Genomic DNA, 26,020 nt, shown 5'->3' with positions numbered 1-26,020 from the left:
TTTTGAATTTTGAATTTTGAATTATAACTATGGCACTCCAGCAACAAATTAAAAGCAGAAACACAGCCCAATTGTTAAGTTTCGGAATTTTCGGAATTTTGCTCCTGCTTTATGCTCCTATATTGCTACATTGGTTAGATGGTTGGCTGCACAAAACTATCAGTATAGAACATGAGTATTTCAGCCACGGTATTATCGGTCTACCATTTGCTGGTTATCTAGCTTGGACAAACCGGAAACAGTGGCAACGTTTAGCTAATATTACCCATCCTATTGGCCTTGGCTTATTAATAGTAGGGGTGATTTTTTATTTAAGTGGTGTGACTGAATGGGTTAATCTTTCCTTGCCCATCATACTGTCAGGACTTTGCTTATGGTTCAAGGGAATACCAGGGTTAAAATTACAAGGATTTCCCCTAATACTAGTATTTTTAGCCACTCCAACAGCATTACCTTACTTGATAACTCCCTATAGCTTTCCTCTCCAAAGCTTTATTGCTGGTACAGCTGCCTTTATCCTCAATCAATCTGGGATGACAGTAGTAGTAGATGGTATAAATTTATATATAGGAGGGAGAATTGTGGAAGTAGCCCCCTATTGTGCAGGCTTGAAAATGTTATTTACCACTCTCTATGTTGGCTTAATGCTGCTTTATTGGACAGATGCTTTATCTTCACGGCGGATAACTTTTGGCTTTCTATCTATAGCTGTGGTCATTAGTGTAACTGCGAATATCATTCGTAACACTTTACTGGCATTCTTTCACGGTACAGGCCAAGATGGAGCTTTTTCATGGCTACATGAAGGTTGGGGTGGCGACCTCTACTCTGGTTGTATGCTGTTATTACTAATACCTTTGCTAAATTGGATGAATCGTTATTTCTCAGAAGAATCAGCAATTAGTTAGACGAGGAAGTGGGGGTTAATTAACAGTTTTGGAACACGCATACATATAGCAGGAGGCAGGAGGCAGAGGGCAGGAGGCAGGAGGGAAAGCCTTATTATATCTAAGTTTCAAGGATTAATAATGTCCTAATTATCCTGGCTACAGCTATATTTGAATTCGGTCGATGTCTAATCCGTCAGTAGTGGTGCATAAATTGCATATTTAGGCGAGGGAACAGGGAACAGACTAAGTCCCCCTGTCTCCGCGTCCCTTCCTTCTCCTGAATTCTGCCGTAGTTATATTTATTTGTGCATTCCTACTTATTTGCAAATATTTCCACATTTAATCGAGTATAATGCAGTCTAAGTGTGAGAAATTTTACTAATGACTTCCTTATCCAAGTTTTTCAAAGAACAGCAATGGAGTCAGGTAGCAGTGCTAATATTGCTGCTACTGCTGTTAGGTATAGGAGCAGTTCCTGGATACCTAACAGGAAAATGGTCATGGAAACAGCCACCGCCAGTAAGAGAACTCAAGGAATTGAAAAATATCCGCAAAGTGGGATTAAGTCTTCCTGGGTGGCAAACCATTAAACAATCAGAATCACAAATTGGCGAACATAAATGGTCTTTACAAATACTCAAGCCAGAAGATTCAGCAATTGAGGTTATACTGCTGTTGCTACCACAAAACGGACCTAGAGATCAACCAGAGATAGAGTGGACAGATATTAACGGCTGGGGGAAATTAACTTGGGGACAGTGGAACATAGCTCAATATCGTGATGCTGAATTTACTGTTAAACAGCCTTCCGTTATAGAGTCAAATGCCACCAAAAAAGTTGAAGCTAGATTTTTTCGAGCAACGACACAACAAAAAACTTTTGCTGTTTTACAATGGTACGCCATGCCAGATAGTGGAACTTCATCACCAGTAAAGTGGTTTGTGGCAGACCAATTAGCACAGTGGCAAAAAAAGCGTGTTCCTTGGGTGGCTGTAAGCATTATGATACCAATTGAGCCTTTTGGGGAAGTGGAAACATCTTGGACAAAGCTTCAGTCTCTGGGTGCAACAGTGCAAACTGCATTGATGGCGAAGGCTCTTTAAAGTATATTATTTAACTACACCTCACTGATGTTTATAGTTTCCAGTTCTCATATGCGTAAATTCAGCGTCCTGTGTTTTTTAACTCTTCAGGTGAGTGTTAGCTTAACTACATCTATCTCACCCGTTGCAGCCCAGCCTTCACCTTCTTTAGAACAATCACCAGAACAATTTTCCGTACCTCCTACAAGTTCTGATGTTATATCTCCTAATGAAAATGACGAAATTTCTCCGCAATTCAACCGCTATCTCTTAGGGATAGGAGATGGAATTAGCGTTGTAGTTCAGCGTCCTCCTGGCCCATACAGGTTAGGAGTTGGCGATGCTATTGCTGTAACAGTTGAGCGTTTTCCAGACTTAAGTTTTCAAGCTGCAATTAATGTAGAAGGAAATATTGCAGTACCCCTATTGGGGGTTATATCTTTACAAGGCTTGAGTTTGCAAGAAGCACAGGAAAAAATTAGAGCTGGTTTAGATCGTTATGTCATTAATCCCAAGATATTGTTATCGCTGAGTGGGCAACGTCCAGATTTGAGTTTTCAAGCCACAATTAGTCAAGACGGCAATATTGTCATCCCACAAGTAGGGAAAGTTTCTGTACAAGGCTTAAGTTTGGAAGAAGCCCAAGAAAAAATTCGCTTGGCTTTGAGCCGTATTACTACTGATACAGTAATAGTATCTTTAGGACAGATGCGACCAGTACAAGTTACTATTACTGGGGAAGTATTTCGTCCAGGAATTTATTCTGCGACTTCCGGAATGCCTCGAATTAGTGATGTTTTACCTTTAGCAGGTGGTTCCACCTTGACTGCTGACCTACGACAAGTGCTAATTCGTCGTAAATTAACTGATGGTTCCATAGTTTCACAAAATATTAATTTATATGCAGCTTTGCAAAATGGTGGTTCACTACCTAACCTACGCTTACAAGATGGAGATGCAATAATTATACCTCGCCGGGAACTTGGTACTGATGACGGTTATGATCGCAAATTGGTGGCACGTTCAACTTTAGCGATTCCCCAGATTAAAGTCCGAGTGTTAAACTATGCCGCAGGAGGAATTGCTACGCAATCACTGCCGAATGGTAGTACATTTCTAGATGTGTTGGGAAATGTTCCTCTGAATACTGCTAATCTTAGGGATATTGCCTTGGTTCGTTTTGATCCTGAAAAAGGAAAAGCTGTTACTCAAAGACTTGATGCCAAAAAGGCACTTGGTGGTGATGCTTCTCAAAATGTGGCACTACAAGATAATGATGTGATTGTTATTGGGAGAAACCTAATTGGGAGAATTAGTAATTTATTAAATATCATTACTCAACCCTTTTTTAATGTGCAGTCATTTACTCGCTTTTTTGAGAACTTTGGTAGCGGCTTCTTTGGTGGTGGTTCAACAAATAGATAATTTTCAGGAAGAATTTATGACTAATAACTAATAACTAATAACTAATAACTAATAACTAATTAAATACTATGACACCACCAATTGTTAAACGCTATATTATTGCCTTTGAAAAGTATAAGTGGATTGGACTGGCTAGTTTTTCTGTAGTAATAGCTGGTTCGGTAGTAGTGGCAATACAACCAGATCCACCAGTTAGTTACGTAGCAGAATCAGCTTTGAACTATGTTAGTCCCACAATTTCTTTCTCCAAAACTGGTACGGAAATTCAAGAACAAGGTAAAGAACTGACACAGGAAATTTTATTATCTAATCAAATTATTGAAAATGTGGCAGCCAAGGTAAAAACTAAACCAAAAACCATTGGTGCAAATGTGTCAATTAAATTGCCTAAGGCAGACAAAAGTGGGAAATTAGACTCTTCAGGTATTATCCTTAAGTATGTAGATAGCAATCCCAACCGAGCCAAAGAGGTGTTGGATGAATTGATGAAGTCAATGGTTCAGTTGAGTAGCGAGATTAATACTGGACGATTGAAAGCTATTATTAAAAAACTGAATGATCGCTTACCAGAGTTTAAGCAAGAACTCCAAGCTGCTGAGAATAAACTAGAACAATATGATCGCCTGGAGCGACCAGCAATTTTGGCAGCGGAAAATGGAAGTTTGCTAGGTGGTATTACTACTAGCCAAAATCAACAAAGGCAAATTAAATTTACCATTTCTGGAATTGATGCCCAAATTCGTAGTTTAGAAAATAAGTTGGGGTTAACAGTTGGACAGGCTTATGTTTCTTCGGCTTTGAGTGCTGATCCAATTATTGCTAACTTGCGAGCGCAAATTTATCAAGCTGAATCACAAATTGCCGTTCTCAGGAAAGATTTACGACCTGAACACCCGACAATGATTCAACTACAGCGCCAAAAAGAAGCCTCTGAAGAATTACTCCAAGAACGTGCATCTGAGGTGTTAGGTGGTGGTGGGATTGCAGCCCCTATCCAAGCGAATGTGAAGGGTATTCGTACCCAAAGTAGTCTAGATCCCACGCGGCAGGCATTAGCAAACCAAATGGTGGCTTTGCAAACCCAACGAGAGATGCTAGAACAACAACTAAAACAGCAAAAGGAACAGGAGGAACAATTAAGGCGTGAATCTTCTCTTGTACCCAATAAACAATTAGAGCGATCGCGTTTGGAGCAGGTAGTTGGTCTGAAAAAAGCTATCTATGACCAAATGCAAGCAAAGCTTACTGATTCTAAAACCGCAGAAGCAGAAACTGTAAGTAGTCTCAGTATTGCCAGCCAGCCAACAGTTAATGCTGTTCCTATTAAACCAAAGAGTGTGCCTGCGACATTGGCTATCGGTGGTTTCTTGGGTGTGGTCATTGGTGGTGGTGTGATATTTTTGTTGGGGTCACTGGAAGGAACTTTCAAAACCAGAGAGGATATCCGCGAGAGTCTCAAACAAAAAGAGGTGCTACTGCTGGGAGAATTGCCTTTCATCCCAGTTGATAATTTAGATCCAGATGCCTTACCAGTGTTACTTTCCCCAGATTCGCCCTATTTGGAGTTTTATGAGAAGTTTCGCAGTAATTTGCGCCGGATAGGCGGTAAAAACTTAAAGGTTATATTGATTACTAGCGTCAGTAGCCAAGAGGGTAAAACAGTGAGTGCTTACAACTTGGGTATAGCTTCCGCACTGGCTGGGAAAAGAACCTTGATTATCGAAACAGATTTGCGATCGCCCTCCCGCGCTTGGGCCCTGAAAGTTGCTCCTGACTCCTATGCCACTATGGAACCCCTGCTTTATTATTCCAGCTTGAGTGACTGTATTCGCTTAGTTCCCGATGTCGAAAATTTATACATTATTCCTAGCGCAGGCCCTGTGCGTCAATCTGCTGCCATCATTGAATCTGGCGAAATGCGCCGCCTGATAGAAGACGCACGCGAACGCTATGATTTAGTCATATTAGATACTAATGCTCTCAGTATTTCCAATGATCCATTGTTAATTCAACCTTATAGTGATGGTATAGTCCTGGTGGCACGACCAAACTATACACAGGAAAATATGTTGGGTGAAGCCATTGATCAATTGGTAGAAGATGAGTTAGGGCTGTTAGGATCTATTATTAATGGTGCTGACATCAAAGTTAATCTACCTGAAGTATTGGTAGAATTACGCACCTCTACGCCTGAGATAGACCTGGAAGTGATTGAACCAGCAGCCGAAATTTCCACGATTTTCGGCAAAAAATAGAGTCTACTCACCCTGAAACAACCTAAACAGAGGGGCAAAAATCATCCCGAATACAAAGCCGCCGATGTGCGCCCAGTAAGCAACTCCCCCAGTTTCTACACTCATATTGGCAGATGCTTGCAAACTGGCAAAACCAGAAATGAGATTTTGAATAAAGAAAAGACCAATCATTACCAATGCAGGAACATTGATAATGGTGACGAAAAACCCCAAAAAAACTAAGGTTTTAATTTTTGCTTGAGGAAACCAAAGAAGATAAGCACCTAAAACCCCAGCAATTGCACCACTGGCCCCCAAAGAAGGAATAGCAGAATTCATGCCAATAAACCATTGACATAAGGCAGCACAAGCACCACAAGACAGATAAAAAATCAGATATTTAAAATGTCCTAAGCGTTCTTCAATATTGTTACCAAATATCCATAGATAGAGCATATTGGATATGAGATGCCACCAACCGCCATGTAAAAATTGTGAAGTAAATAACGTTGTCCACTCCCCAGCTAAGTTATTTGTGAACTCTCGTGGTATTAAGGCATATAGCTGAAAAAACTGCTCCAATTGTCCATTAGACAAACTTACTTCATGCAGGAAAATGACAATATTCATGCCAATCAATCCGTAAGTGAAATACGGAGTGATTCGCGTTGGGTTTTCGTCGTAAAGAGGAAACACAGGCGTTTTTTCTCATGATCTATTAATTGCAATATAGCCTGACTAGCTGGAAATTGGTCAGCGAAAAAGGAAAAATAATCCCGTGTATGTACTGTGGCAATCTCCCTATCAAGTTGTTTTTTAAACTTGCCAGATGAGGGTTAATAGGCCGATAATCTAAGTATGCAAGTTTGACTAAAATCTAAAATATGGAAATCAACCGAAATCCTATTGAATCGCTAACCGCTAAGGTGCAAGCAGCAGTTACCGATACTCAAAATTTGGCTAACCAAGCCATTTCTAAAGTTCAAGAAACTACAACTCAGATCGTGGATTTTGCACAAGCAGCGCCCAGTTCCATAGCTAGTGCTGGTATAATTGCTACTCAGGAAGCTTTTAAAATTGCCAACAATATCCGGTTTGAGAACTTGCCAGCAGGTTTGCAACTCAAATTTGCACGGGCTGGTGTGCGCGGTGGGATGCGAAATATTCAAGAAGCAGCGAAAGTATTTGAAACCATTCCGGCACAAATTCGCGCTCAAGGCCCAGAGGCAATTCGTGAATTTTGTCAAGATAAAGACTGGAGCCATATTCAAGCTCATGTCAATGGTGGCGGAAGCGAAGCTACTAACGGCATTTTTGAGCAATTTTGGGTTAATCGCGCCCGTGGTGGTGTGGATATGACTCCAGAAGAACTAGCAGTTGCCAAGCAGGTTTTGGCTGATGCAGCATTTAAAGCAGCAGTTGCAGAGGTAGTTGGCGCAGTTATCAAAGGAGCAGTTGCCGCCGCAGTAATTGAGTTAGTATTCTCCATATTGGAAAACTCATTGTTATGCGTTGAAGGCAAAATTACACAGCAGGAGTTAGTGCATAAAGTCGCCATCGCTACTGCTAAAGCTGGTATTTCTGGTGGTGTAATTACAGGAATTCTTTTAACAATCTGCATGATATTTCCGCCAATTGCGGCACTTTTAGGCGCAGCAGCAATTCCCTTGGCAGTTGCAGGTATTGGTTTTATGGGAGTTCGCGCTTGGGAAATATTCTGTCATGCAGATAGCTTATTTGGTATCACCGCACAAACACAAAAATTCCTGGGAATGACTCAAGCAACGAGTTAAATGCAACTTTAAAAAGATTCTTCCTGAGATCTATCGCTAAACAAACCTAAAATTAGCCCCAGAATCGCCCCAAAAATAAAACCACCGGCATGGGCCCAATAAGCGATTCCGCCACCTTCCATGCCGATGTTGGTAGGTGCTTCTATCGTAGCGACTCCGTAAAAAGCTTGTTGGAGAAACCAAAATCCTAAAAAGAAATATGCAGGAACACGAAAGGTAGGGAAGAAAATACCTAGAGGAACTACACCAAGAATTTCCACGTTGGGAAAACGGAAAATGTATGCACCCATTACACCAGCTATAGCTCCACTTGCACCTAAAGAAGGAATGTTAGAGTTTTGAGAAAAGTACCATTGGGTTAATGATGCTAAAACACCGCAAGATAAGTAAAAAAGTAAATATTTAAAATGACCTAATTTATCTTCGACATTGTTACCAAAAACCCACAGAAATAACATATTCCCAACTAGGTGCAAAAAACCACCGTGCAGAAATTGGGAAGTAATTAAAGTTGCCCATTCTGGTACTGGTTGATGAACAGAAATTCCTGCAAAGCTTAAAGTAAGTTCCTTTGGTACTACAGCCGCAAGATGTAAAAACCCATTTAATGCTTGGGGAGGAAGACTAGCTTCATAAAGAAAAGCAAGGACATTGGCAGCGATTAGTCCATAAGTCACATAGGGCGTAATTTCTGTAGGATTGTTGTCTTTAAGGGGAACCACTGGCGTTTTCCTGATTTTTGATCCACTAGCTTCAAGGTAACTAATTTTGCCAGTAATTGCTTCTATCTAGAGGGCAGTTTTTGTCTAAAACACTTTTCAGTCTTTTATAGTTTATGATTTAATTATCACAGGCATTACGATAATCTACTTACACATAAAATTTTATGGACTTTGTTATCTTAGATACTGAAGGAAACCCCAACTTAAGTGAATTAGCTATTGTTGATAGTCAAGGCGTGGTCATTTATGAAGGTTTTTGTGATGGTAATTCTCATGGTTTTGAAAATGTCTTAAATCTCAAAAGCCTGAAAACATTATTAACGGAATTTCTGACTATTGTTGAAGATAAAAAAATTATCTGTCACTATGCAGAACATGATATTGATATCCTCAAACGTAGTTTTCGACAAGTTGGTTTACCTTGGCAACATTTACAATTTGATTGTACCTGGATTCTAGCAAAAGACTGTTTTCCAGATTTAGAAAGTTATTCTTTAGAGTATTTGAGTAAATATTTTAATCTTCGAGCTAATAATCAATATTTTCTTCCTAATATGGCACATACCGCTCGCTATGATGCCACTTTTACATACCACCTTTATAGGAAAATTATGTTAGAACATCTCAAACAACAACCGAATCCATTTAGTAGCAGTCGAGTTGATACTCCTTTCCAACATCATCCAGATTATCCTGATACTTATCATCGAGAATTCCAGATTTTACAAACGGCTTTAAATAACATCAAATCAGATCCGAATCATCAGAGTAAAGGTGTAGTGGTGATTGGAGAACCAGGTACTGGTAAAACTCATTTAATGATGCGACTTGCCAATGAGAGATTATCCAGTAATAGATTACTGTTTATTCGTCAACCTAATAATGCTCAATCTGTACTTTATCATATCTACAGTAGAATTTTAGAATCTTTAGTTGAAAAAGCCGTAAATTTACCACAATTAGACTCTTTAATTATTAACACTTTTCGCAAAATAGTTAGTCTGAATGATAGAGAAGTTAAACAAAAAGATATAGATATTCTCAAAGCTTTATATGATTTAGAAGATAATAGTATTAATGCTCTGGGTAAAGAAAATACTCACCGAAAACGGGAATATTGGCAATATATAGAAAAAACCATTAATGAATGGTGGATGAGCAATTATGCTGCGGGAAGTTTTGCTTTATCTATTATTAAAGGAATGGTTAAATATTGCGGTTATACAGATTATAAATATAGAAATATTACCACTCGCTGGTTAGCCGGAAATGTTTTAACTGATGAAGAAGCAGAAACTGTTGGTTTACCAAATTGGGGAGAGGAAATTAGTAAAGAAGCTTTTTCTTTAGAAGCTATTTCAGTTTTAGGTAAATTATCTAGTCTGGATGAACCTTTAATTATTATTTTTGATCAATTAGAAGGTTTAGGACTTTCTCATAATCAAGAAATTCTGTTAAATTTTGGAGAAGCAATTAAAGAAATTTTTACCCATGTTCCAAATAGTTTAATTATCTTAAATTTATTTCCTGACAGGTGGGAAAAGTTTAAAACAACATTTGATCAATCTATTATTGGACGAGTATGTCAATATCAAGTTTCTTTACGTCAACCTACAGAAGTGGAAGTTAAATCTATTCTCAAGGTGAAAATGCAATCTGTAGATATTACCTTAGAACAGCTATTTTTCCCTGAAGATTTAGATGATATTTTAGGAAAAAACCCTATCCGTGCTGCTATAAATCGCGCTGCTAAATACTATGACTATAGAGTTAATGGAATTTCTTTACCAGATGAAAGAAAACCAATCCGTGAATTAGATAGTAATGAGAAAATCGAACAGCAATTGAAATTTCTACAGCAACAACAACAGACATCAATAGAAGTTTTAAATCAACTAATTCAAGCTATACAAACACCTAATTCTGTTGATTTAAGCAACTTACAGGCTAAATTAGTACCCTATTTATCAGGTGAAACTGCTATTCCTCCAAATCCTGTGATTGAATATTTAAATGAACATGGAACAGAGTTGGAACAAAAATATCATAATGCAGCGATTATTAGTGATGGTGATGATATTGGTAAATTGAGGAATATTGCGGAAGCTTTAACTCACATCCAGTCATTTAAATTAACACAATATCGCTTAGGTAAAAGGGTATTACCAGAACATATTGTTATAGAACATGGGCAAAAACATCATGTAATTGCTTTTCTAGAAATTAGTGGGACTCCCTTTACAACTCGAATTAATAATTTCAACGAATTGGTAATTAATAATCCTCAAAGTAAGTTTGATTTAATTAGAGATGAACGTCAACCAGAGATTACTGGTAAAGTGGGTAAAGAAAGAATCAAACAACTAGAAAATAGTGCCAATGGGAATTTTGTGCTATTCAATAAAAAAGATAGAATTCTTTTCGATTTGATTTATGATCTCATTATTCAGTATTTATAACAAAGATTTAGATGTAGATTTGGAATCAGCTTTAACTTTTGTGACTACTCATCAAGAATGGTATCACTGGATTTTTTCTATATTTGGTTTTACTCCACCCAAAAAATAAAATATCCTTTCTTTGTCAAGACTTTCAAGAGTCCTATCTCCTAGAAAGAAACAGGCTTTTAGAGGATGTTAAAAAAATCGCCAAGTAGAGTGGGTTATGGACTACCTTCCTAACCCACCATAAACTGAAGGAATAATGGTGGGTTACCCTGTGCTAACCCACCCTACAATTTTGGTTTTGGTTTTGGGTAATTTATTTTTTGGTGTTCCCTTAGAGGATGTTTGAAAAATCGCCAAGTTTACTAGAAACCCCTCTTCATAGACGCGAAGCAGCTTCTTGTAGGGTATCCCCCACAGGGAGAGAGGCTTTGATTCTTACTCCCATTATCTGGTAGGGAAAGGGTTGGAGGTTAGGTTTCAAGCAATTTGATATCTAAATAAAATACTTTGAAAACATCCTCTAAATTTTCTATAACTTAATAAGATCATTGTACTTATTAAGGCTTATACTAGATTAAGCTTTATATATTTCCTCTGTATCGGTTTTCAGGTGCAATTAGACTATGCTGCTAGGTGGACGTTATGAGATGATCGAAGTCTTAGGAACTGGTGGTTTTGGCATTACTTATAAAGCTACAGACACCCAAAAACCCAGTAAACCTATATGTGTGGTGAAGGAACTTCTACCTCAACACCATTTCAATACTCGCATTGCCAATTTTTTTGAAAAAGAAGCGAGAATATTAGAAATGTTGGGTACACATCCCCAAATTCCTCACCTACTAGCGTACTTTGAGGAAAATCAAAAATTCTACATAGTGCAAGAATTTATTCAGGGACGGTGTTTAGACAAAGAAATTCTGCGCGGTAAGCCGCTGAGTGAAGGTTATGTCACCAAATTATTAGAGGATGTTTTAGAAGTTTTAGCTTTTGTCCACCAGCAAGGGGTTATTCACCGCGATATCAAACCGCCAAATCTGATTCGGCGACAGCAAGATGGCAAAGTATGTCTAATTGACTTTGGTATAGTTAAGGAAATGGCTTCCCAAATCGTGAATAGTCGTGGTAATCCGCAAAGTTCCGTTGTGGCAGGTACTTATGGTTATATGCCATCAGAACAAGCTAGAGGAAAAACGGTTTTTCAAAGTGATATTTATGCCGTGGGGATAACCGCTATTCAAGCATTAACAGGCTTAAGCCCGCAAACTCTCGAAGAAAACCCGGAAACAGCCGAATTAGAATGGAAACAAGAAGTCCAGCTAAGTGATAATTTAGCGGAAGTACTAACGAAAATGGTGCGTCGTCACCATAGTTTACGCTATGCCAATGCTCAAGCGGCTTTGGATGATTTAAAAAAATTCACTTCTTCTGTACCTTCAGCAATTCCAGCACCCCCAGCACACCCTGTTATAGTTAATCCTCCCAGAAATATATATTTTCAGGAAGTGGCTAGTCGCGCTCAACAAAGTCAGGGAGATTTTTCTGTTGTGGCGTTGAAAGTATTGGAACTAAAAAGAATTGAGTTAGGTTTATCTGAACTCGAAGCACGGGAAATTAGAGCAGAAGTTTTACAACCCTATCGCGAGTCTCAACTTCATCAACAAAAACTGCATCAGGAACAAGAACGCAAGTTAAAAAAGTATGAACAAATATTTACCGCTGCTGTTAATCAAGAATATCCGTTTAGTGCAGATATGATTAAATACCTGCAAGAATATCGTCAGTATTTAGGGTTAAAAAATGAATATATATCTGTTATAGAAAAACGAGTTCTGGCTTTAAAAGAGGCAGAGTATGAACGTCAAAGACAAGAATCCAAAAGATTTCCTCAAAATCAGCAACTAGTTTCAAAAACAGAGGAAAAGCCTAAAACTGAAGATCGAAATAAACAGGAACCTTTAGAAAATAAAGTGAGTGATAATGCACGATCCTCATCCAATTTTAAAACTAACTTATTCGAGTTTGAGACAGCAAAATTAATTTTAAAACCTGGATTTTTTGGTTTAGGAATAAAGTGGGAAATTCAGCGCCTTAAGAAAAAAGCAGCTTTGTTTTTAGAAGAATTAGAAAATGGCATAATTTTAGAATTAGTTGCAATTCCTGGTGGTAATTTTTTCATGGGTTCGCCAGAAAATGAACTGGAAAGCACGGATAGGGGAAGTCCTCAACATCCAGTGACTATTAAACCTTTTTTTATGGGGAAATTTACTGTCACCCAAGCACAATGGAAAGCCGTTTCTAGTTTACCAAAAGTTAAAATTGATTTAAACCCAGACCCATCTCATTTTAAAGGTGCTAACCGACCAGCAGAACAGATATCATGGTATGAAGCACAGGAGTTTTGCGCGAGATTATCACGAAAAACAGGTAAATTATATCGCTTACCCAGTGAAGCAGAATGGGAATATGCTTGTCGCGCAGGTACAAATACACCATTTTATTTTGGCACTACCATTAGCACTAATTTAGCAAATTACAATGGTGAATATGTTTATAGTAATGGCTCAAAAGGTGTTAACCGCAAAGAAACGACAAATGTGGGAACTTTTCCAGCCAATGCTTTCGGTTTACACGATATGCATGGTAATGTATGGGAATGGTGCGAAGATGGTTGGTACGATAATTACATAGGTGCGCCAACTGATGGTAGTGCGCGATTGAGTGGAAGTGATAATCACCCTCGTCGTCTGCTACGCGGTGGTTCTTGGTCTTACCGTCCTGTCTACTGCCGTTCTGCGTATCGCGTTAGTTACGTTGCGACTTGCAAGGATTTTAATCACGGTTTTCGTGTTGCTTGTTCTGCTCTGTCGAGTTAGTAGTTATTTATATTCCTACTCCACAAAATAAGATTTTTCAATTTCACAAATCATGTTTTCTACCAATTCTCTAGAGAATCAACTTCAACGCTGGAACGAAATTATTCGTAATCAACCAAATAATCCTAATGCTTACATTCAGCGAGGGATGTTTTACTTTAAACTGGCTAAAATTGAGGAATCAATTCAAGATTTTGACACCGCAGAAAAGTTAGATTCTCAAATCACACCCTATCTTTGGCAACGTGGTTTATCTTATTATTATGCCCAAAGATTTGCTGAGGGTGCAAAACAGTTTGAAATAGATTTAACTGTAAATTCTCAAGATGTAGAAGAAACAGTTTGGCGATATCTTTGTATTGCTCGTTTATCCGGTGTGACGGAAGCGCGTAATTCTTTGTTACCTGTGAAAAATGACTCCAGACAAATTATGCGTTCTGTCTATGATTTGTTTGCAGGAAATTGTACAACTGATGATGTGTTAAATGTGGGTGAGTTGCAAGGAGTAAAAGGTAATTTTTACAGTCATCTTTATTTGGGTTTGTATTACGAAGCTGAGAATAATGTGGAGTTAGCGCAAGAGTATATTGTTAAAGCTGCTGATAATTATAAGATTGATGATTATATGTGGTATTTAGCGGTGGTGCATAAAAACCTGCGAAAATGGTCTTGATAAAATACTAAAGTAAGGGAATCGAGCAGTTTGAGTCAAAACGATAGAGCTTCTCAAGATGATTATCAACTTGTGGAAGTTGTGCAATTGGAAATAACTAATCCTAATATAGAAGTAGGAAGCGGGTATGAGTGGACAGGGAAAGGAGCAGAACCACAATGGGACAACTCTAAATCAACCAAAGCCTATGATCATATTGAACGTCATCATGGACCGAAACTAACACCAGAGCAGTTAAGGGGAAGAATGGCGAGTAAAAATAAAAACCAAGGTCAATGGTTAAATGCTGATGACTGGGTAAAAGCAGAGCAGGTGATACCTAAGTATCCTGGTAGATACATTATAGATTTTAAACGTCCTATTGGTAGGGTTTATCACCCAAATGGAACTCTAACGGAAAATGTAACTCGTGCATTTGTACAAAGAAATGATGATGGAACCCTTAACTCTGCATATCCTGTACCAGATAGCTATATTTTGACATCATTAAATAGGAGTGACAAAAGTGAATAGTACACAAAAATTTTCTATTCAATTAACTGAACGTTGTTGTGAAAATTGGTTTCTACCTCCTGAAGATACATTGGGAGAACTTTCTCATTTAGAAATGGGACTAAGACGTTTTTGTTTTGAGCATAATCAAAAAGTATTACTAGAGATGGGAGACACAAAACAAGAACTTTTTTTAGATCCTGATATTATTCTTATTTTGGATGAACTACCAGAAAAAATATCTCAACTTTTGAGGAATCAAAAAATTGAATTAAGCTTTCCTGAAAGTTCGATAGTCATATATTTAGAACCTATAGATTCTCTAAATATGAATTTTACATGGAAAAATTACGGTTATTCAGTGTCAGAACAAAAATTTCTCGTGGAAAGATATGATCTCATAACAATGCTCAAAAATTTGCTATGGAAAATTATAAATCAGGCAGTGCTAACAGGTTATATTACAGATAGTGAAAAAGAAGAATTCTATAACCGCATAGCTAGTGACACGAGACAAGTATTAAAGTCATAAAGTTTTATCTATAAAGTGAGCGTACACTTTTATAACTTCTTCAAAATTCCTCTTTTTTGCTATTAAACTTTCCTCAAAAACTCCCTGATCGTAATTTCACATTCAGGAAAAGCTAAAGGTGATATTGTCAAATTTTCTGCTAAAATACTTTCACTTTGATAACCTTCTGAATTGGGTAGACGATATACATATAATTTACGTCCATTAACATCTAAAACCCAATAATCAATAATACCTGATTTCGCATAAGCTAAAGTTTTCACTTCTCGATCATATTTAAGACTAGAATCAGCAACTTCAATAATTAAAAAGACTTCTGATGGTTGAGGGTGATGATCTTCATAATCTAAAGGATCGGTTTTAACGACTGCAATATCAGGTTCGGGTTCTGAGTAATCATCCAGCTGAATGGGTGACTGAGTTCTAATTAAAACTTTGTCACTTAAACGTTGATTTAATATTCTTTGTGTGCGGGTAATAGCGGCTTCGTGTGCAGTTCCTTTGGCGGCCATTTTGATAATTTGTCCTGCTATTAATTCTAAGCGTTCGTCTGGGTGAAATATTCCCGTTTCCGCCATTTGGTGATATTCTGTAACGGTAATTTGACGAATGTTAGTTAGCATAAGATTTAGTTAATTTTTACTGCTATCTTCCCAACATTTTATCCCTGAGATGTTTAATGCGATCGCGCAATTTTCCCGCTTCCTCAAATTCCAACTTCTTCGCAGCTTCTTTCATCTGTTTTTCTAACAGGGTAATTAACTCTGGAATATCTTCTAACGATAATTCATCTAAATGATCATCCACCACCTTTAAATCACCTGAATTTAACCGCCGAGATACATCTAAAAAAGACAAAATTGCATTACCGGATTTTTTCACAATTGGTTGCGGTGTAATTCCGTGCATTTTGTTATGTGCTATTTGAATACCCCTTCTGCGGTCGGTTTCCTCAATAGCTTTAATCATGCTCTTTGTTAAATTATCAGCATACATGATTGCTTTTCCGCGAATATGACGTGCTGCGCGGCCAATTGTTTGAATTAAAGAACGTTCCGCACGTAAGAAACCTTCTTTATCTGCGTCCATAATTGCGACTAGAGAAACTTCTGGTAAATCCAAACCTTCTCTCAGTAAGTTTACACCAACCAACACATCAAATTTACCTTCGCGTAAATCTTGTAAAATTTCAATACGTTGAATGGAATTAATCTCAGAATGCAAATATCTGACTTTAATTGCTTTATCTTCCAAATATTCAGTTAAATCTTCCGCCATGCGTTTAGTTAAAGTAGTAATTAACGTTCTTTCGTGGCGGTCAACTCTATCTTTTATTTCTCCTAACAAGTCATCAATTTGTCCTTCAGTGGGACGGACAAAAATTTCTGGATCAACTACTCCCGTTGGTCTAATTACTTGCTCAACTATATTATCTTCAGAAATTTCTAATTCCCAATTTCCAGGAGTAGCAGAAACGAAAATACATTGATTAGGCTTTTGCCAAAATTCCTCTGCTTTTAAAGGACGGTTATCCGCCGCACTGGGAAGGCGAAAACCATGATCAATTAATACTTTTTTCCGGGCTTGATCGCCGTTATACATCCCCCGAATTTGGGGAACAGTAACGTGAGATTCATCTATTACCAATAACCAATCTTTAGGAAAATAATCAATTAAACATTCTGGTGGTTCTCCAGCTTGTCTACCTGCTAAATGACGAGAATAGTTTTCTACACCGTTACAATATCCGACTTCTCGCAACATTTCTAAGTCGTAACGAGTGCGTTGGTCTATGCGTTGTGCTTCTACTAATTTTCCTAATTCTTCTAATGATAATTTTTGCTGTTTTAATTCTGCGGAAATATCTTCACAAGCAACTTCTAACCGTTCTTCTGGAGTGACAAAGTGACGTGCAGGGTAAATATTTACAGCTTGCAAACTACTGAGAATTTCTCCAGTTACCGGGTCAATATAGCGAATTGCGTCAATTTCATCACCAAAAAATTCAACGCGAATAATGCGGTCTTCATAAGCCGGGCCAATTTCTAAAACATCACCTCGAACGCGGAATTTTCCCCTGCCCATTTCTATATCGTTGCGGCTATACTGCACAGATGTCAAATCGCGCAAAATCTGCCTTTGATCAACTTCCATACCTATCTGAAAAGGGATGGCTGCTTTTAAGTATTCTGCCGGCATTCCTAAGCCGTAAATGCAGCTAATGGAAGCCACAACGATGACATCCTTGCGTTCAAATAGAGAACGGGTGGCGGAATGTCGCAACATATCTATCTCATCATTAATCGCCGCTGTTTTTTCTATATATGTGTCAGTGACGGGAATATAAGCTTCTGGTTGATAATAGTCGTAATAGCTGACAAAATACTCAACAGCGTTGTTGGGGAAGAACTCCCGTAATTCATTACATAACTGCGCGGCTAGGGTTTTATTATGCGCCAAGACTAAAGTCGGTTTCCCGATTTTCTCAATAACTGCGGCGATGGAAAAAGTCTTACCAGTTCCCGTCGCACCGAGTAAAGTTTGGTAACGATTACCTGCTTGGATGCTGGCTACAAGTTGTGCGATCGCTTGAGGTTGATCGCCAGTTGGAGTAAAGGGAGCTTGAAGACAAAATTCCGTCATACAGTTTTGCTGAAGATACCCTTTACCATAGTAGCTTCACCATCTGTTACCGTGGGGTTTTACAGCAGAATTCAGGAGTCAGCAGAGGACACGGGGATGGGGGGACGCGGAGAATGAGGGACGCGGGGATGGAGAGACGCGGGGAAATAGGGAGAACTCAGCAGCGGATTCAGGAGGAAAATACCCTTGATAGCTGATTTTTGGTTGAAATTTTGTAGTGCATTTACCTGCAATCTGCTGTATGTCAATTCACTTAGGGACTTCCAAATAGAAAAATCCCCAATTTGTAGGGTGGGTGTAGCCCTGCGGGTATGGCTTTGCTAGAGCGATCGCGTAACCCACAATTATCCCCTAAATTTATGGTGGGTTACGGACTACAGTCCTATAGCCTGCGTGGCGTAGCCATACCCACCCTACGATTTTTGGGTAATTTATTTTTTGGTGTTCCCTTAATTAAAGCTACAAATGAATTTCCTTCCGCATCTGTTCATTTGTATCAATCTTCAAGTGAAACGGTATTGGTAATTAAAGCAATTATTAGCAATAATTTTTAACAAAATTTGACTCTTTACATTTACTTATGTATCAGTTGTAAAGAAACTTATCTTTAAGGGAGGTTTTTTAAGGTTACACTCTCATATATAGGAAAAAATATATCTTTCCTTACTTATTGTAAAATTCACTTAATAAGCCATAGGTGTTAATTTATCAAGCGCCTGAGCTTCACAGGAGACATAACAGTGGAAGAAAATAACCAGAGTACTAATTTGAACACAGAAGAAGGTTCTCAGGGAACAATTATAGTTGCTGGAGAGCGTCCCATTGGCAGCAATGGCTTACAAGTCGCAGAAACATTCTCAAGCGCTGGATTACGTCCTATTGGCACAAGTAGCTTGGAAGTGATTGAATCCTATAACGAAATGGGAATTCGTCCCATTGGTGCTAACACCTTTCAAGTCGTTAGTAGTATTAACCTGTCTGGTATTCGTCCCATTGGTTCCAGTTCAATAATAGTGTCTGAAAATTATTCAGTCTTCGGTAATCGTCCAATAGCACCAAATATTGTTGATGATTCGGAAATTCTGATGGGTTTTCTAGATTAGAGCCGATCTGAAAACTTTTGGACGGATATAATAGTGCCTCTAGCACGCTACGATTTAGCACTTACGTAGTTTGCCGGAGGCATAATTAATTTAAAAACATCAAGCTTTAGCAATAATTGGATTTAAATAACAATACCTTCGCCATTTTTATGTAGGTTTCTCGTTCCCATACTCTGTGTGGGAATGAATTCTAGAAGGCTCTGCCTTTAATAACCGCTTGAGGCAGAGCCTCTGTGATCACATTACCAGTCAGAGACTGGGAACGAGATAAAACTTTTGTTACTAGAATGGGGGTTTTAAAGCCTCTCTCCTTGTAGGAGAGAGGTTTGGAGAGAGGTTTTAAGTATATATTTTGACTTTACAAACATCCTCTTAGCCAGAGCCTCTGTGATCACATTACCAGTCAGAGACTGGGAACGAGATAAATAATTCAAGGTGCGTTAGCCTACGGCATAACACACCCTACGCACTACAAAAATGATATTAGTAAAATTAGGGAAACATCTATAAAATTTAAGTAAATTTTCTATAGTAGGTTGTTAGCTGTATATGTATTAATTTTAATAAATAGCTGGCTTCTGCCCTGAATATGTGGATAATAACGTGGCAGTCTGCCTAGAGTATTAGAAACATCGACATTATCAACAGGGTGAAGATCAGCAATGGGTAAAGCAATAGGAATTGATTTAGGGACAACTAACTCTGTCGCTGCTTTTAAGTTGGCAGAAGTGGAAGTAGTGACAGCAAATGATAACACGCCTCCAGACAGGAAACTCACGCGCTCTGTAGTTGCTTACGACCAAGGTAAATTTTTAGTCGGAGAACAAGCTTACAACCAGCTACGCCATGACCCCGAAAACGTGGTTATTTCGATTAAACGCTTGATGGGTAGGGGTTTTGGTGATTCAGCAGTAAATAAGCAGAAATCAGAATTTGGTTACAAAATTTCCCAACCGACACAGGGAACAGACAACAGCATTGCGGTGTGGTTAGGAAATCAAGAATACCAACCAGAGGATATTTCAGCGGAAATTCTCAAAAAAGTGGTGCAAAATGCTCAAGCTTATCGCCAAGGAATTGGTAAAACAGTAGAAATCATCGACCAAGCTGTAATTACTATTCCGGCTTATTTCAACGATAAACAGCGCTACGCTACCCGCACCGCCGCACTGAAAGCCGGACTAACTCCTTTGGAACTGCTACCAGAACCGACAGCAGCAGCGATATCCTACGGGTTTTCACCTAATAGCGACGATGTCAAGACGATTTTGGTTTATGACTTTGGCGGTGGGACATTTGATGCTTCAGTAATTACCGCAGCCGGAACTTCATTTATTGAACAGGGGAAAGCAGGAGATTTATGGTTGGGTGGTGATGACATCGACTCACGGCTAGTTAAGTTTGTCAAAGAGCAAGTTGCTCAACAAGAAAGAATTGGCGATATTGAGGGATTAATTGCCAAAATGCCCTACTACCAACGAGTAAGGTTTAACGCTGATTTAAAGATAGCGGTAGAAAGAGCAAAAGTAGAATTAAGTAGTTTTACCGTGGCGATGATTGCGCCTTCTACGCAATTATTTGATGAATTGGGAATTGCAATTCCCATTGAGGTGAAAATCACCCGCGAGCAATTTGAAATCATGATTAGTGATTTGGTGGAAAATTCGCTGCAAATTTGCCGCCAAGCTCTAGAGTATGCTCAATATCACTTGGAAATGGTAGACGTGGTGCTTTTGGTTGGTGGTTCTTCTCAAATTCCTTTGGTACAAAGCAAACTTAAAAAGGCTTTTGGCGCTAATAAAGTAGTTTTGCATCCCCGTCCTATGTACGCAGTGGCTGAAGGTGCGGCGATTGTGGCGGCTGGACAAACAGATAAAGTCACCACAGTATCCCGCGATTATGCCATTAAATTAGCAGATGGCAAATACACAAAAGTGATTAATCGGGGTGATATTTTGCCAGTGACAACATCCCACACTTTTAAAACTATCGCTGAGGGACAACGCCTAATTCATTTTCAGTTTTTCAGTCCAGATGAAGATAATAATTATGAAAGAATTGGGGAGATGTGGTTGGGTTTAGATGAAAAGTATCCAGCCGGAACCGAAATTACAGTGTATTTAGAGTTGGATGAAAAGAACAGCGATTTGCGAATGACAGCAACTTTAAAAAATGCTCCAGGGGTGAAAGTTAGTTGTACTTTTTCTCGTGGTCGTTCCGATGAGAGAATATATCAAGATTTAGAAGATGCGATCGCCCAACTCAATCATCAAAACCTGACTATATTCGGTGTGGAAGAAGCGCTGAAGTTAGCAGTACCAGTGGTGCAATTAACTAACCAAATTATTAATCCTGTCACAGGAGAAGAACGCAGCGACTTACGTCTAAGGGCTGGGGAGAATTTGCAAAAATTCCAGGTTTCTATGTGTCCAGAACGCCTAGAAGCGGAAACTCAGATGCATGAGTGCGATCGCATAGTCAGACTTTGTGGGTTTATGATTCTCAAACCCCAGCAAGAACGATTGCAAAAACTAAGTCAAGAATTGGAATCTGCAATTAACACCAATAACCGCTCCGCAATGGAGTATCACAGCGAAGAAGCAAGACGAGAACTCACCAACCTACCCGAAGAAGTACAGGTAATTCAAGCTTGTATTATCGCCATCCAACAAGCCAAAGCAGTCGCACCTACCCAAGCAAATGCGATGTCTGACAAACTTTCGCGCACACTGTTAGCAATGTCTAATGGCGATGGTAACGAAGCTGAACGTTTGTTGCGTGAACTGCAACCAGATGTGCAACATTGGCTAAATCAAGATTTACCAACTAATAGCATTATCACAGGACTGACGCGATGAATACTAAGCTCAACTGTCCTGTGTGTGGTTATCAAGAAATTGAGGGTAATATTTGCCCTAACTGTGATGCTGATCTTGCCCTCATTCGTACACTTCAAGATTTACCTCAACTAGAAAAACCGCTTTCACAAAGCAAATTTAGTAAATGGACTTTGACTGTAGCTTTGCTAATGTTGATGATAGGTATTGGGTTAGGTGCAGGAGGCAGTTTTTTGATTTTAAAATCATCTCCTCCTACTTCCACAATAGTTAGTACCCCCAAACCATCTGTAAATTCATCGGTGACATTGAAGCAGCAACCCAAAACAATTACTTACACAGTCAAACCAGGAGATAGCCTGAGTTTAATTGCTGAAAAAATCTGCGGTAAAGGAATTACTTGGGAAGTTATAGCTGAGGCTAATCCTCGATTAGAAAAACGGGAAAACTACTATATAGATCCTGGTGAAAAATTAACGATTCCTAGCAGTTGTCAGGAGAAGAATCAATGAGCCTTCTTGACAGCATCAAGGAAACCAGTCAGAAAGCCGAAAAACTCGCTCAACACAAGCAATTGCGAGAAGCTATTACCGTTGCTCAAACTGCACTCGCTGTTTGGGCTGAAAAACCAGGGTTTTGGGAACGTTGGCTGGGTAAATTATTCATCGGTAATCTTGTAGATAATCTGGAACAACAATTAGAAGATTGGCGTAAACAAGTTGCAGCAGCAGATAATTTAGCTAATCAAGCCCAATTGATTCTTCAGCGAGATCATGGTGATCCTTTAGAAACTCAAGCTTTATCTAGTGCGATCGCAATTTATCATCTTCATAACCGAATTCTTCATGATAAGCAGGTATCATTAGCGATTCAGAACAGCCAACAGGAACTGGAAAAGCGAGAACAATTTCAAGTCTTGGTGAAGCAAGCACAATCACAGGCAGAAAATCGCTTTTTCATCAACGCACTCACCACATATCAAGAAGCTGAAAAGTTATACTCTACAGATGCAATAAAACAAGCTATTTCAGAAATTCAAATCCAAGTTCAGCAAGAAGAAATTTACATCTCGGCGCTAGAAAAAGCAAAGCAAGCTGTATCTGAAGGCAGATTGCGGGGAGCGATCGCACTTTTAGATTTTTCTTTGACAAATTTTCCTCGTTCCGACGGCATAAATTTACTTGAAAAGATAAAATCAATAGTTCAAGGTAGAGAACTATTCCGTCAAGGATTAGCAGCCGAAAAAGCCGGTTATTTACCAGCAGCTAAATCTTTGTATGAAAATGCAAAATCCCTTTTACCTGATTTTACAGATTGCCAAATCCGCTTAGGTTTAGTTGCAATTAAAATGCAAGATTGGGAAAATGCACTATCTCACTTACAAGGTTTATCAGGACAACAAGCCGCTTATTTGCGAGGGTTTGCACTAGCTCAACAAGCAAATTTACAATCAGCTTATCGAGAATGGCAAGGTGTATTTATTCCGGCAATTAACGAGCAACGAGAAATTATTAAATGCATTGCTCAACATCAACGGTTACTATCTTTACAGAATATTGAAGAGTTAGTCAAAGCTGAAAATCTAGCAGCAGCTAAAATAGCCAGTACGGAATATATCCAAAAATTTGGAGCTAATTCTGTAGTTGAAGTTAATCTTCAAGAACATATTGAACCAAGTTTAGAAGCCGCAGTTTGGAAAGATTCAGACTGGACAAATATTGCTACTAAAATGAAAAATATCTGGATTGCTAATCCTAATATTACTACATTACACAATTGGACAGTAGCAACTTATTATTATTCCCAAACTAACTCTGATAAATTATTTGATTTAATTATTGCTCTATCCACTGCAATCGCAAATTTACCAACAGATCCAACTCTTGAAGATGTACCTTGGCTGGGGAATCAAGCTGTTGATTTTACTTCTATATCTGTAGAACTAAAACGCCGTTTAGAAGCAGCAATTGATAATATCAAAAATACCAATATTCAAGATTATGAAGATTATTTAAATCTGCGCGATTACTACCGTTGGGAGTTAGTCACACTCAGATTTATGGGAGAACCTGCAAACTCTGGAATACAAGTCAATGATGTATTTATTACACCTGGCTGTTATCAAAAGTTTAGTTCTCAATGGCAAAATATTTTAACATATAAAATACATCCTAGTCAAAAAATTCTCCGTTCTCTTTACACACCTTGGGGTTTAGCAGTAGCTGCTTGTTTAGAAAGTGATAGTCAAAGAGCAATTGAAATCAAACCGACAACTCCAGCTAATAATGAAGTCGAACAATTTGCTCATCAATTCATCGCTTATTATCAAGGTTGCTATTACTTACAGCAACAAAAATGGCAATTAGCAATTCTACCCTTGCAAAACGCTAAAGCCGAAATTCAAAATAATCAAGATTGGCAAAAAGAAATCGATAGACTTTTTAGTTTGCAACGTCAAGCTATATCAGAGTTTTCAGAACATTTAAAATTTGCTCAGTTTTGGTATGATATTTTCAGCAGTAATTCGGCTAGAAGTTATTTAGCTGAATATAAAGCAGAAGAAATCAGAAAGCAGCTGATTAATGAAGAAATTACCGCAGTAAAAGCTTTAGAAAAACTGCAAGAGATTAAAAATATTGATGACAGTAATCCTGTTGTCATTAGCATGATCGAAAAAGTGGAATTTAACCAAGATTTGGAAGAAATTGAGCAACTTTTTCATCAAAATCGTTTTGAAGAAATGGTGAATAAGGCTAAAAAATCACGCTATGATAGAGTACGTTATATTGTCGCCGAACTTTTTATAGATTTATTAATTGATGGGATTAAAAATGATACTTTAACTGATGGTGAAGCCATACTTAATCTCGGAAAATGGGCTTATGAAATTTGTCCAGATGAACCTGCATTCCAAGAAATTTACCGTAGCCTCAAACTTTGTTGAACAAGGGTGAATGATGAAAAGTAATCCCTACGATATTCTGGGTATATCTCAAGCCGCATCAAAAGCCGAAATTACCAAAGCTGTAGCCTTAGCAATGAAGCGCAAGCAATATCCTGTAGATGTGATTGCTAAAGCGCAAAAAAGCTTGATGAAGTCAGAAGAAAGAATTATTGCTGACTACTTGCGTCCAATATTGCCAACTATTAAGCGCTTCAAGTATAGTAACTTAGAGGCGTTGGCACAAACAGCACCATCACTGACCTTGTTATCAGAATTTGATAATTTAGATCATGCGATCGCTCAAGCCACCCAACAAGAAAACCTAGAACGAGAACCTTTACCAATTCCCTTATCAGAACTATTCACCGAAGGCATGACAGCCTGTAAAGAGGGACGCTACCCCAAAGCGATCAAATACCTAGAAGACTACTGCCAAGGCTGTAAAGAACACAATAGTCAAAACTATCTGCAAGCGCAAATATGGTTGATTAAAGCCTATCAAATGGGTGGACAATTACAAAGAGCGAAGGCCATTTCGCAAATGTTGAGTAATCATACTCATCCTCAAGTCAATACTTGGGCTAACAAAATCTTAGCTATGTTATCTAAAAAAACATAACCGTGTCAGAATTACCTCCAACTTATCCTCTAAGTCAAGAGTTACGCGATTTACTCATCCAAAAACTTGGTATTCTCGGAAAAGAAAATGTTGTCTTGCAACAATCTCTAAGAGAACAAAAAACTCAAACCGCAGCCCAAACTGAAGATTTATTTTTAGAACTGTTAGAAGTTGCTGATGCACTAGAAGCATTATTAGACTATCTGGAAAATAACCCCAACCCCAGTCCAGAATTTATAGAACGCTTACCTCGTTCCATAGCCGCAGTTAATCGTAAATTTCTCAGTGTACTAGGAAAACGGCAACTTTTACCGATAGAATTGACAGGAACAGAACCAGATTTTAACTTGTGTCGAGTTATAGATCGAGAAGAAAGAACTGATGTTCCAGACCAAACAATTACTAAAATTGTCCGTCGCGGATTTCGTTGGGGTGAGAAAATTCTCCGTCCTACAGAAGTAATTACCGCTAAAGTAGAATCAAATTTAGATGAGAATATAAATGAAACTATAAATGAAACTATAAATTAATATTCAGATTATTTATAGCAGATTGCAAATCAATGAGGTACAGAATCAAAATTGAAACCTAGACACCAATCCAGTTTTACTCCTGACTCCTGACTCCTGACTCCTGACTCCTGACTCCTGACTCCTGACTCCTGACTCCTGACTCCTGACTCCTGACTCCTGACTCCTGACTCCTGA

21 protein-coding genes are annotated in these 26,020 nt (G+C 38.5%); 17 read left to right on the top strand and 4 right to left on the bottom strand.

Features of this window, described 5'->3' with window-relative positions; genetic code table 11:
* Window positions 1-29 precede the first annotated feature (29 nt).
* The 4 genes from crtB (at window position 30) to H6G68_RS18720 (ending at window position 5,653) form a co-directional block, all read left to right on the top strand.
* Window positions 30-908, top strand: a complete 879-nt coding sequence (crtB, locus tag H6G68_RS18735; RefSeq protein WP_190907997.1) for a cyanoexosortase B — start codon at window positions 30-32, stop codon at window positions 906-908.
* 363 nt (window positions 909-1,271) lie between these two features.
* On the top strand, window positions 1,272-1,994 hold the full coding sequence (locus tag H6G68_RS18730) for a cyanoexosortase B system-associated protein (protein WP_190907996.1): 723 nt from the start codon (window positions 1,272-1,274) through the stop codon (window positions 1,992-1,994).
* A gap of 27 nt (window positions 1,995-2,021) precedes the next feature.
* On the top strand, window positions 2,022-3,398 hold the full coding sequence (locus H6G68_RS18725; protein ID WP_190907995.1) for a polysaccharide biosynthesis/export family protein: 1,377 nt from the start codon (window positions 2,022-2,024) through the stop codon (window positions 3,396-3,398).
* Window positions 3,399-3,466: 68 nt separating this feature from the next.
* The gene (locus H6G68_RS18720; protein ID WP_190907994.1) at window positions 3,467-5,653 is read left to right on the top strand and encodes a GumC family protein; all 2,187 of its coding nucleotides are present in this window, start codon (window positions 3,467-3,469) and stop codon (window positions 5,651-5,653) included.
* A 3-nt stretch (window positions 5,654-5,656) separates the two neighbouring features.
* On the opposite strand, the gene H6G68_RS18715 is transcribed toward H6G68_RS18720, so the two are convergent.
* Window positions 5,657-6,328 carry a rhomboid family intramembrane serine protease gene (locus H6G68_RS18715; RefSeq protein ID WP_190907993.1) on the bottom strand — a complete coding sequence of 224 codons (672 nt, stop codon included), beginning with the start codon at window positions 6,326-6,328 and terminating at the stop codon, window positions 5,657-5,659.
* Between the two features lie 188 nt (window positions 6,329-6,516).
* Between H6G68_RS18715 and H6G68_RS18710 the strand changes: the two genes are divergently transcribed.
* Complete coding sequence (locus H6G68_RS18710) at window positions 6,517-7,425, top strand: hypothetical protein (protein ID WP_190907992.1); 909 nt, start codon at window positions 6,517-6,519, stop codon at window positions 7,423-7,425.
* A gap of 8 nt (window positions 7,426-7,433) precedes the next feature.
* Here H6G68_RS18710 and H6G68_RS18705 read toward each other — a convergent pair whose 3' ends face one another.
* Window positions 7,434-8,147: a rhomboid family intramembrane serine protease gene (locus H6G68_RS18705; RefSeq protein ID WP_190907991.1), complete on the bottom strand. Its 714-nt coding sequence runs from the start codon at window positions 8,145-8,147 to the stop codon at window positions 7,434-7,436.
* Between the two features lie 164 nt (window positions 8,148-8,311).
* Between H6G68_RS18705 and H6G68_RS18700 the strand changes: the two genes are divergently transcribed.
* From H6G68_RS18700 to H6G68_RS18680, 5 genes are all read left to right on the top strand, one after another.
* Window positions 8,312-10,606: an exonuclease domain-containing protein gene (locus tag H6G68_RS18700; protein ID WP_242045316.1), complete on the top strand. Its 2,295-nt coding sequence runs from the start codon at window positions 8,312-8,314 to the stop codon at window positions 10,604-10,606.
* A 611-nt stretch (window positions 10,607-11,217) separates the two neighbouring features.
* Entirely contained in the window at window positions 11,218-13,470 is a 2,253-nt protein-coding gene (locus H6G68_RS18695) for a bifunctional serine/threonine-protein kinase/formylglycine-generating enzyme family protein (RefSeq protein ID WP_190907990.1), read from the top strand.
* 52 nt (window positions 13,471-13,522) lie between these two features.
* Entirely contained in the window at window positions 13,523-14,143 is a 621-nt protein-coding gene (locus tag H6G68_RS18690) for a tetratricopeptide repeat protein (protein WP_190907989.1), read from the top strand.
* Window positions 14,144-14,173: 30 nt separating this feature from the next.
* Window positions 14,174-14,656 (top strand): hypothetical protein, encoded by a 483-nt coding sequence (locus tag H6G68_RS18685; protein ID WP_190907988.1) that lies wholly within the window; start codon window positions 14,174-14,176, stop codon window positions 14,654-14,656.
* Complete coding sequence (locus tag H6G68_RS18680) at window positions 14,649-15,167, top strand: hypothetical protein (RefSeq protein ID WP_190907987.1); 519 nt, start codon at window positions 14,649-14,651, stop codon at window positions 15,165-15,167. Before H6G68_RS18685 ends, H6G68_RS18680 begins: the two co-directional genes overlap by 8 nt.
* Before the next feature lie 62 nt (window positions 15,168-15,229).
* Here the strand turns inward: H6G68_RS18680 and H6G68_RS18675 are convergent, their stop codons facing one another.
* Together H6G68_RS18675 and uvrB are read right to left on the bottom strand one after the other, a co-directional pair.
* A complete protein-coding gene (locus H6G68_RS18675) occupies window positions 15,230-15,790 on the bottom strand; it encodes a Uma2 family endonuclease (RefSeq protein ID WP_190907986.1) in 561 nt (186 codons plus the stop codon).
* Between the two features lie 22 nt (window positions 15,791-15,812).
* A complete protein-coding gene (uvrB, locus tag H6G68_RS18670) occupies window positions 15,813-17,810 on the bottom strand; it encodes an excinuclease ABC subunit UvrB (RefSeq protein ID WP_190907985.1) in 1,998 nt (665 codons plus the stop codon).
* Window positions 17,811-18,121: 311 nt separating this feature from the next.
* On the opposite strand from uvrB, the gene H6G68_RS18665 reads away from it, so the two are divergent.
* The 7 genes from H6G68_RS18665 (at window position 18,122) to H6G68_RS18635 (ending at window position 25,843) form a co-directional block, all read left to right on the top strand.
* Complete coding sequence (locus tag H6G68_RS18665) at window positions 18,122-18,364, top strand: hypothetical protein (protein ID WP_190907984.1); 243 nt, start codon at window positions 18,122-18,124, stop codon at window positions 18,362-18,364.
* 186 nt (window positions 18,365-18,550) lie between these two features.
* On the top strand, window positions 18,551-18,913 hold the full coding sequence (locus H6G68_RS18660; protein ID WP_190907983.1) for a hypothetical protein: 363 nt from the start codon (window positions 18,551-18,553) through the stop codon (window positions 18,911-18,913).
* A gap of 662 nt (window positions 18,914-19,575) precedes the next feature.
* Window positions 19,576-21,771 (top strand): Hsp70 family protein, encoded by a 2,196-nt coding sequence (locus H6G68_RS18655; RefSeq protein WP_190907982.1) that lies wholly within the window; start codon window positions 19,576-19,578, stop codon window positions 21,769-21,771.
* On the top strand, window positions 21,768-22,262 hold the full coding sequence (locus H6G68_RS18650) for a LysM peptidoglycan-binding domain-containing protein (RefSeq protein WP_190907981.1): 495 nt from the start codon (window positions 21,768-21,770) through the stop codon (window positions 22,260-22,262). Before H6G68_RS18655 ends, H6G68_RS18650 begins: the two co-directional genes overlap by 4 nt.
* Complete coding sequence (locus tag H6G68_RS18645) at window positions 22,259-24,694, top strand: tetratricopeptide repeat protein (protein ID WP_190907980.1); 2,436 nt, start codon at window positions 22,259-22,261, stop codon at window positions 24,692-24,694. The genes H6G68_RS18650 and H6G68_RS18645 overlap by 4 nt, the downstream gene beginning before the upstream one ends.
* 10 nt (window positions 24,695-24,704) lie before the next feature.
* Window positions 24,705-25,313 (top strand): molecular chaperone DnaJ, encoded by a 609-nt coding sequence (locus H6G68_RS18640; RefSeq protein ID WP_242045315.1) that lies wholly within the window; start codon window positions 24,705-24,707, stop codon window positions 25,311-25,313.
* Between the two features lie 2 nt (window positions 25,314-25,315).
* Window positions 25,316-25,843 (top strand): nucleotide exchange factor GrpE, encoded by a 528-nt coding sequence (locus H6G68_RS18635; RefSeq protein WP_190907979.1) that lies wholly within the window; start codon window positions 25,316-25,318, stop codon window positions 25,841-25,843.
* Window positions 25,844-26,020: the final 177 nt, after the last annotated feature.

Origin of the sequence: Anabaena catenula FACHB-362, assembly GCF_014698735.1 — a bacterium.
Taxonomy (GTDB): domain Bacteria; phylum Cyanobacteriota; class Cyanobacteriia; order Cyanobacteriales; family Nostocaceae; genus Anabaena; species Anabaena variabilis_A.
The sequence above is the reverse complement of the archived record's forward strand: the minus strand, read 5'-3'. Positions and strand labels throughout refer to the sequence as shown.

What these genes read in the sequence shown, in the direction of transcription:
- crtB (WP_190907997.1), top strand. Translation starts at nt 30, where the DNA reads ATGGCACTCCAGCAACAAATTAAAAGCAGAAACACAGCCCAATTGTTA.
- H6G68_RS18730 (WP_190907996.1), top strand. Translation starts at nt 1,272, where the DNA reads ATGACTTCCTTATCCAAGTTTTTCAAAGAACAGCAATGGAGTCAGGTA.
- H6G68_RS18725 (WP_190907995.1), top strand. Translation starts at nt 2,022, where the DNA reads ATGTTTATAGTTTCCAGTTCTCATATGCGTAAATTCAGCGTCCTGTGT.
- H6G68_RS18720 (WP_190907994.1), top strand. Translation starts at nt 3,467, where the DNA reads ATGACACCACCAATTGTTAAACGCTATATTATTGCCTTTGAAAAGTAT.
- H6G68_RS18710 (WP_190907992.1), top strand. Translation starts at nt 6,517, where the DNA reads ATGGAAATCAACCGAAATCCTATTGAATCGCTAACCGCTAAGGTGCAA.
- H6G68_RS18700 (WP_242045316.1), top strand. Translation starts at nt 8,312, where the DNA reads ATGGACTTTGTTATCTTAGATACTGAAGGAAACCCCAACTTAAGTGAA.
- H6G68_RS18695 (WP_190907990.1), top strand. Translation starts at nt 11,218, where the DNA reads ATGCTGCTAGGTGGACGTTATGAGATGATCGAAGTCTTAGGAACTGGT.
- H6G68_RS18690 (WP_190907989.1), top strand. Translation starts at nt 13,523, where the DNA reads ATGTTTTCTACCAATTCTCTAGAGAATCAACTTCAACGCTGGAACGAA.
- H6G68_RS18675 (WP_190907986.1), bottom strand. Translation starts at nt 15,790, where the DNA reads ATGCTAACTAACATTCGTCAAATTACCGTTACAGAATATCACCAAATG.
- uvrB (WP_190907985.1), bottom strand. Translation starts at nt 17,810, where the DNA reads ATGACGGAATTTTGTCTTCAAGCTCCCTTTACTCCAACTGGCGATCAA.
- H6G68_RS18665 (WP_190907984.1), top strand. Translation starts at nt 18,122, where the DNA reads ATGGCTTTGCTAGAGCGATCGCGTAACCCACAATTATCCCCTAAATTT.
- H6G68_RS18655 (WP_190907982.1), top strand. Translation starts at nt 19,576, where the DNA reads ATGGGTAAAGCAATAGGAATTGATTTAGGGACAACTAACTCTGTCGCT.
- H6G68_RS18650 (WP_190907981.1), top strand. Translation starts at nt 21,768, where the DNA reads ATGAATACTAAGCTCAACTGTCCTGTGTGTGGTTATCAAGAAATTGAG.
- H6G68_RS18645 (WP_190907980.1), top strand. Translation starts at nt 22,259, where the DNA reads ATGAGCCTTCTTGACAGCATCAAGGAAACCAGTCAGAAAGCCGAAAAA.
- H6G68_RS18640 (WP_242045315.1), top strand. Translation starts at nt 24,705, where the DNA reads ATGATGAAAAGTAATCCCTACGATATTCTGGGTATATCTCAAGCCGCA.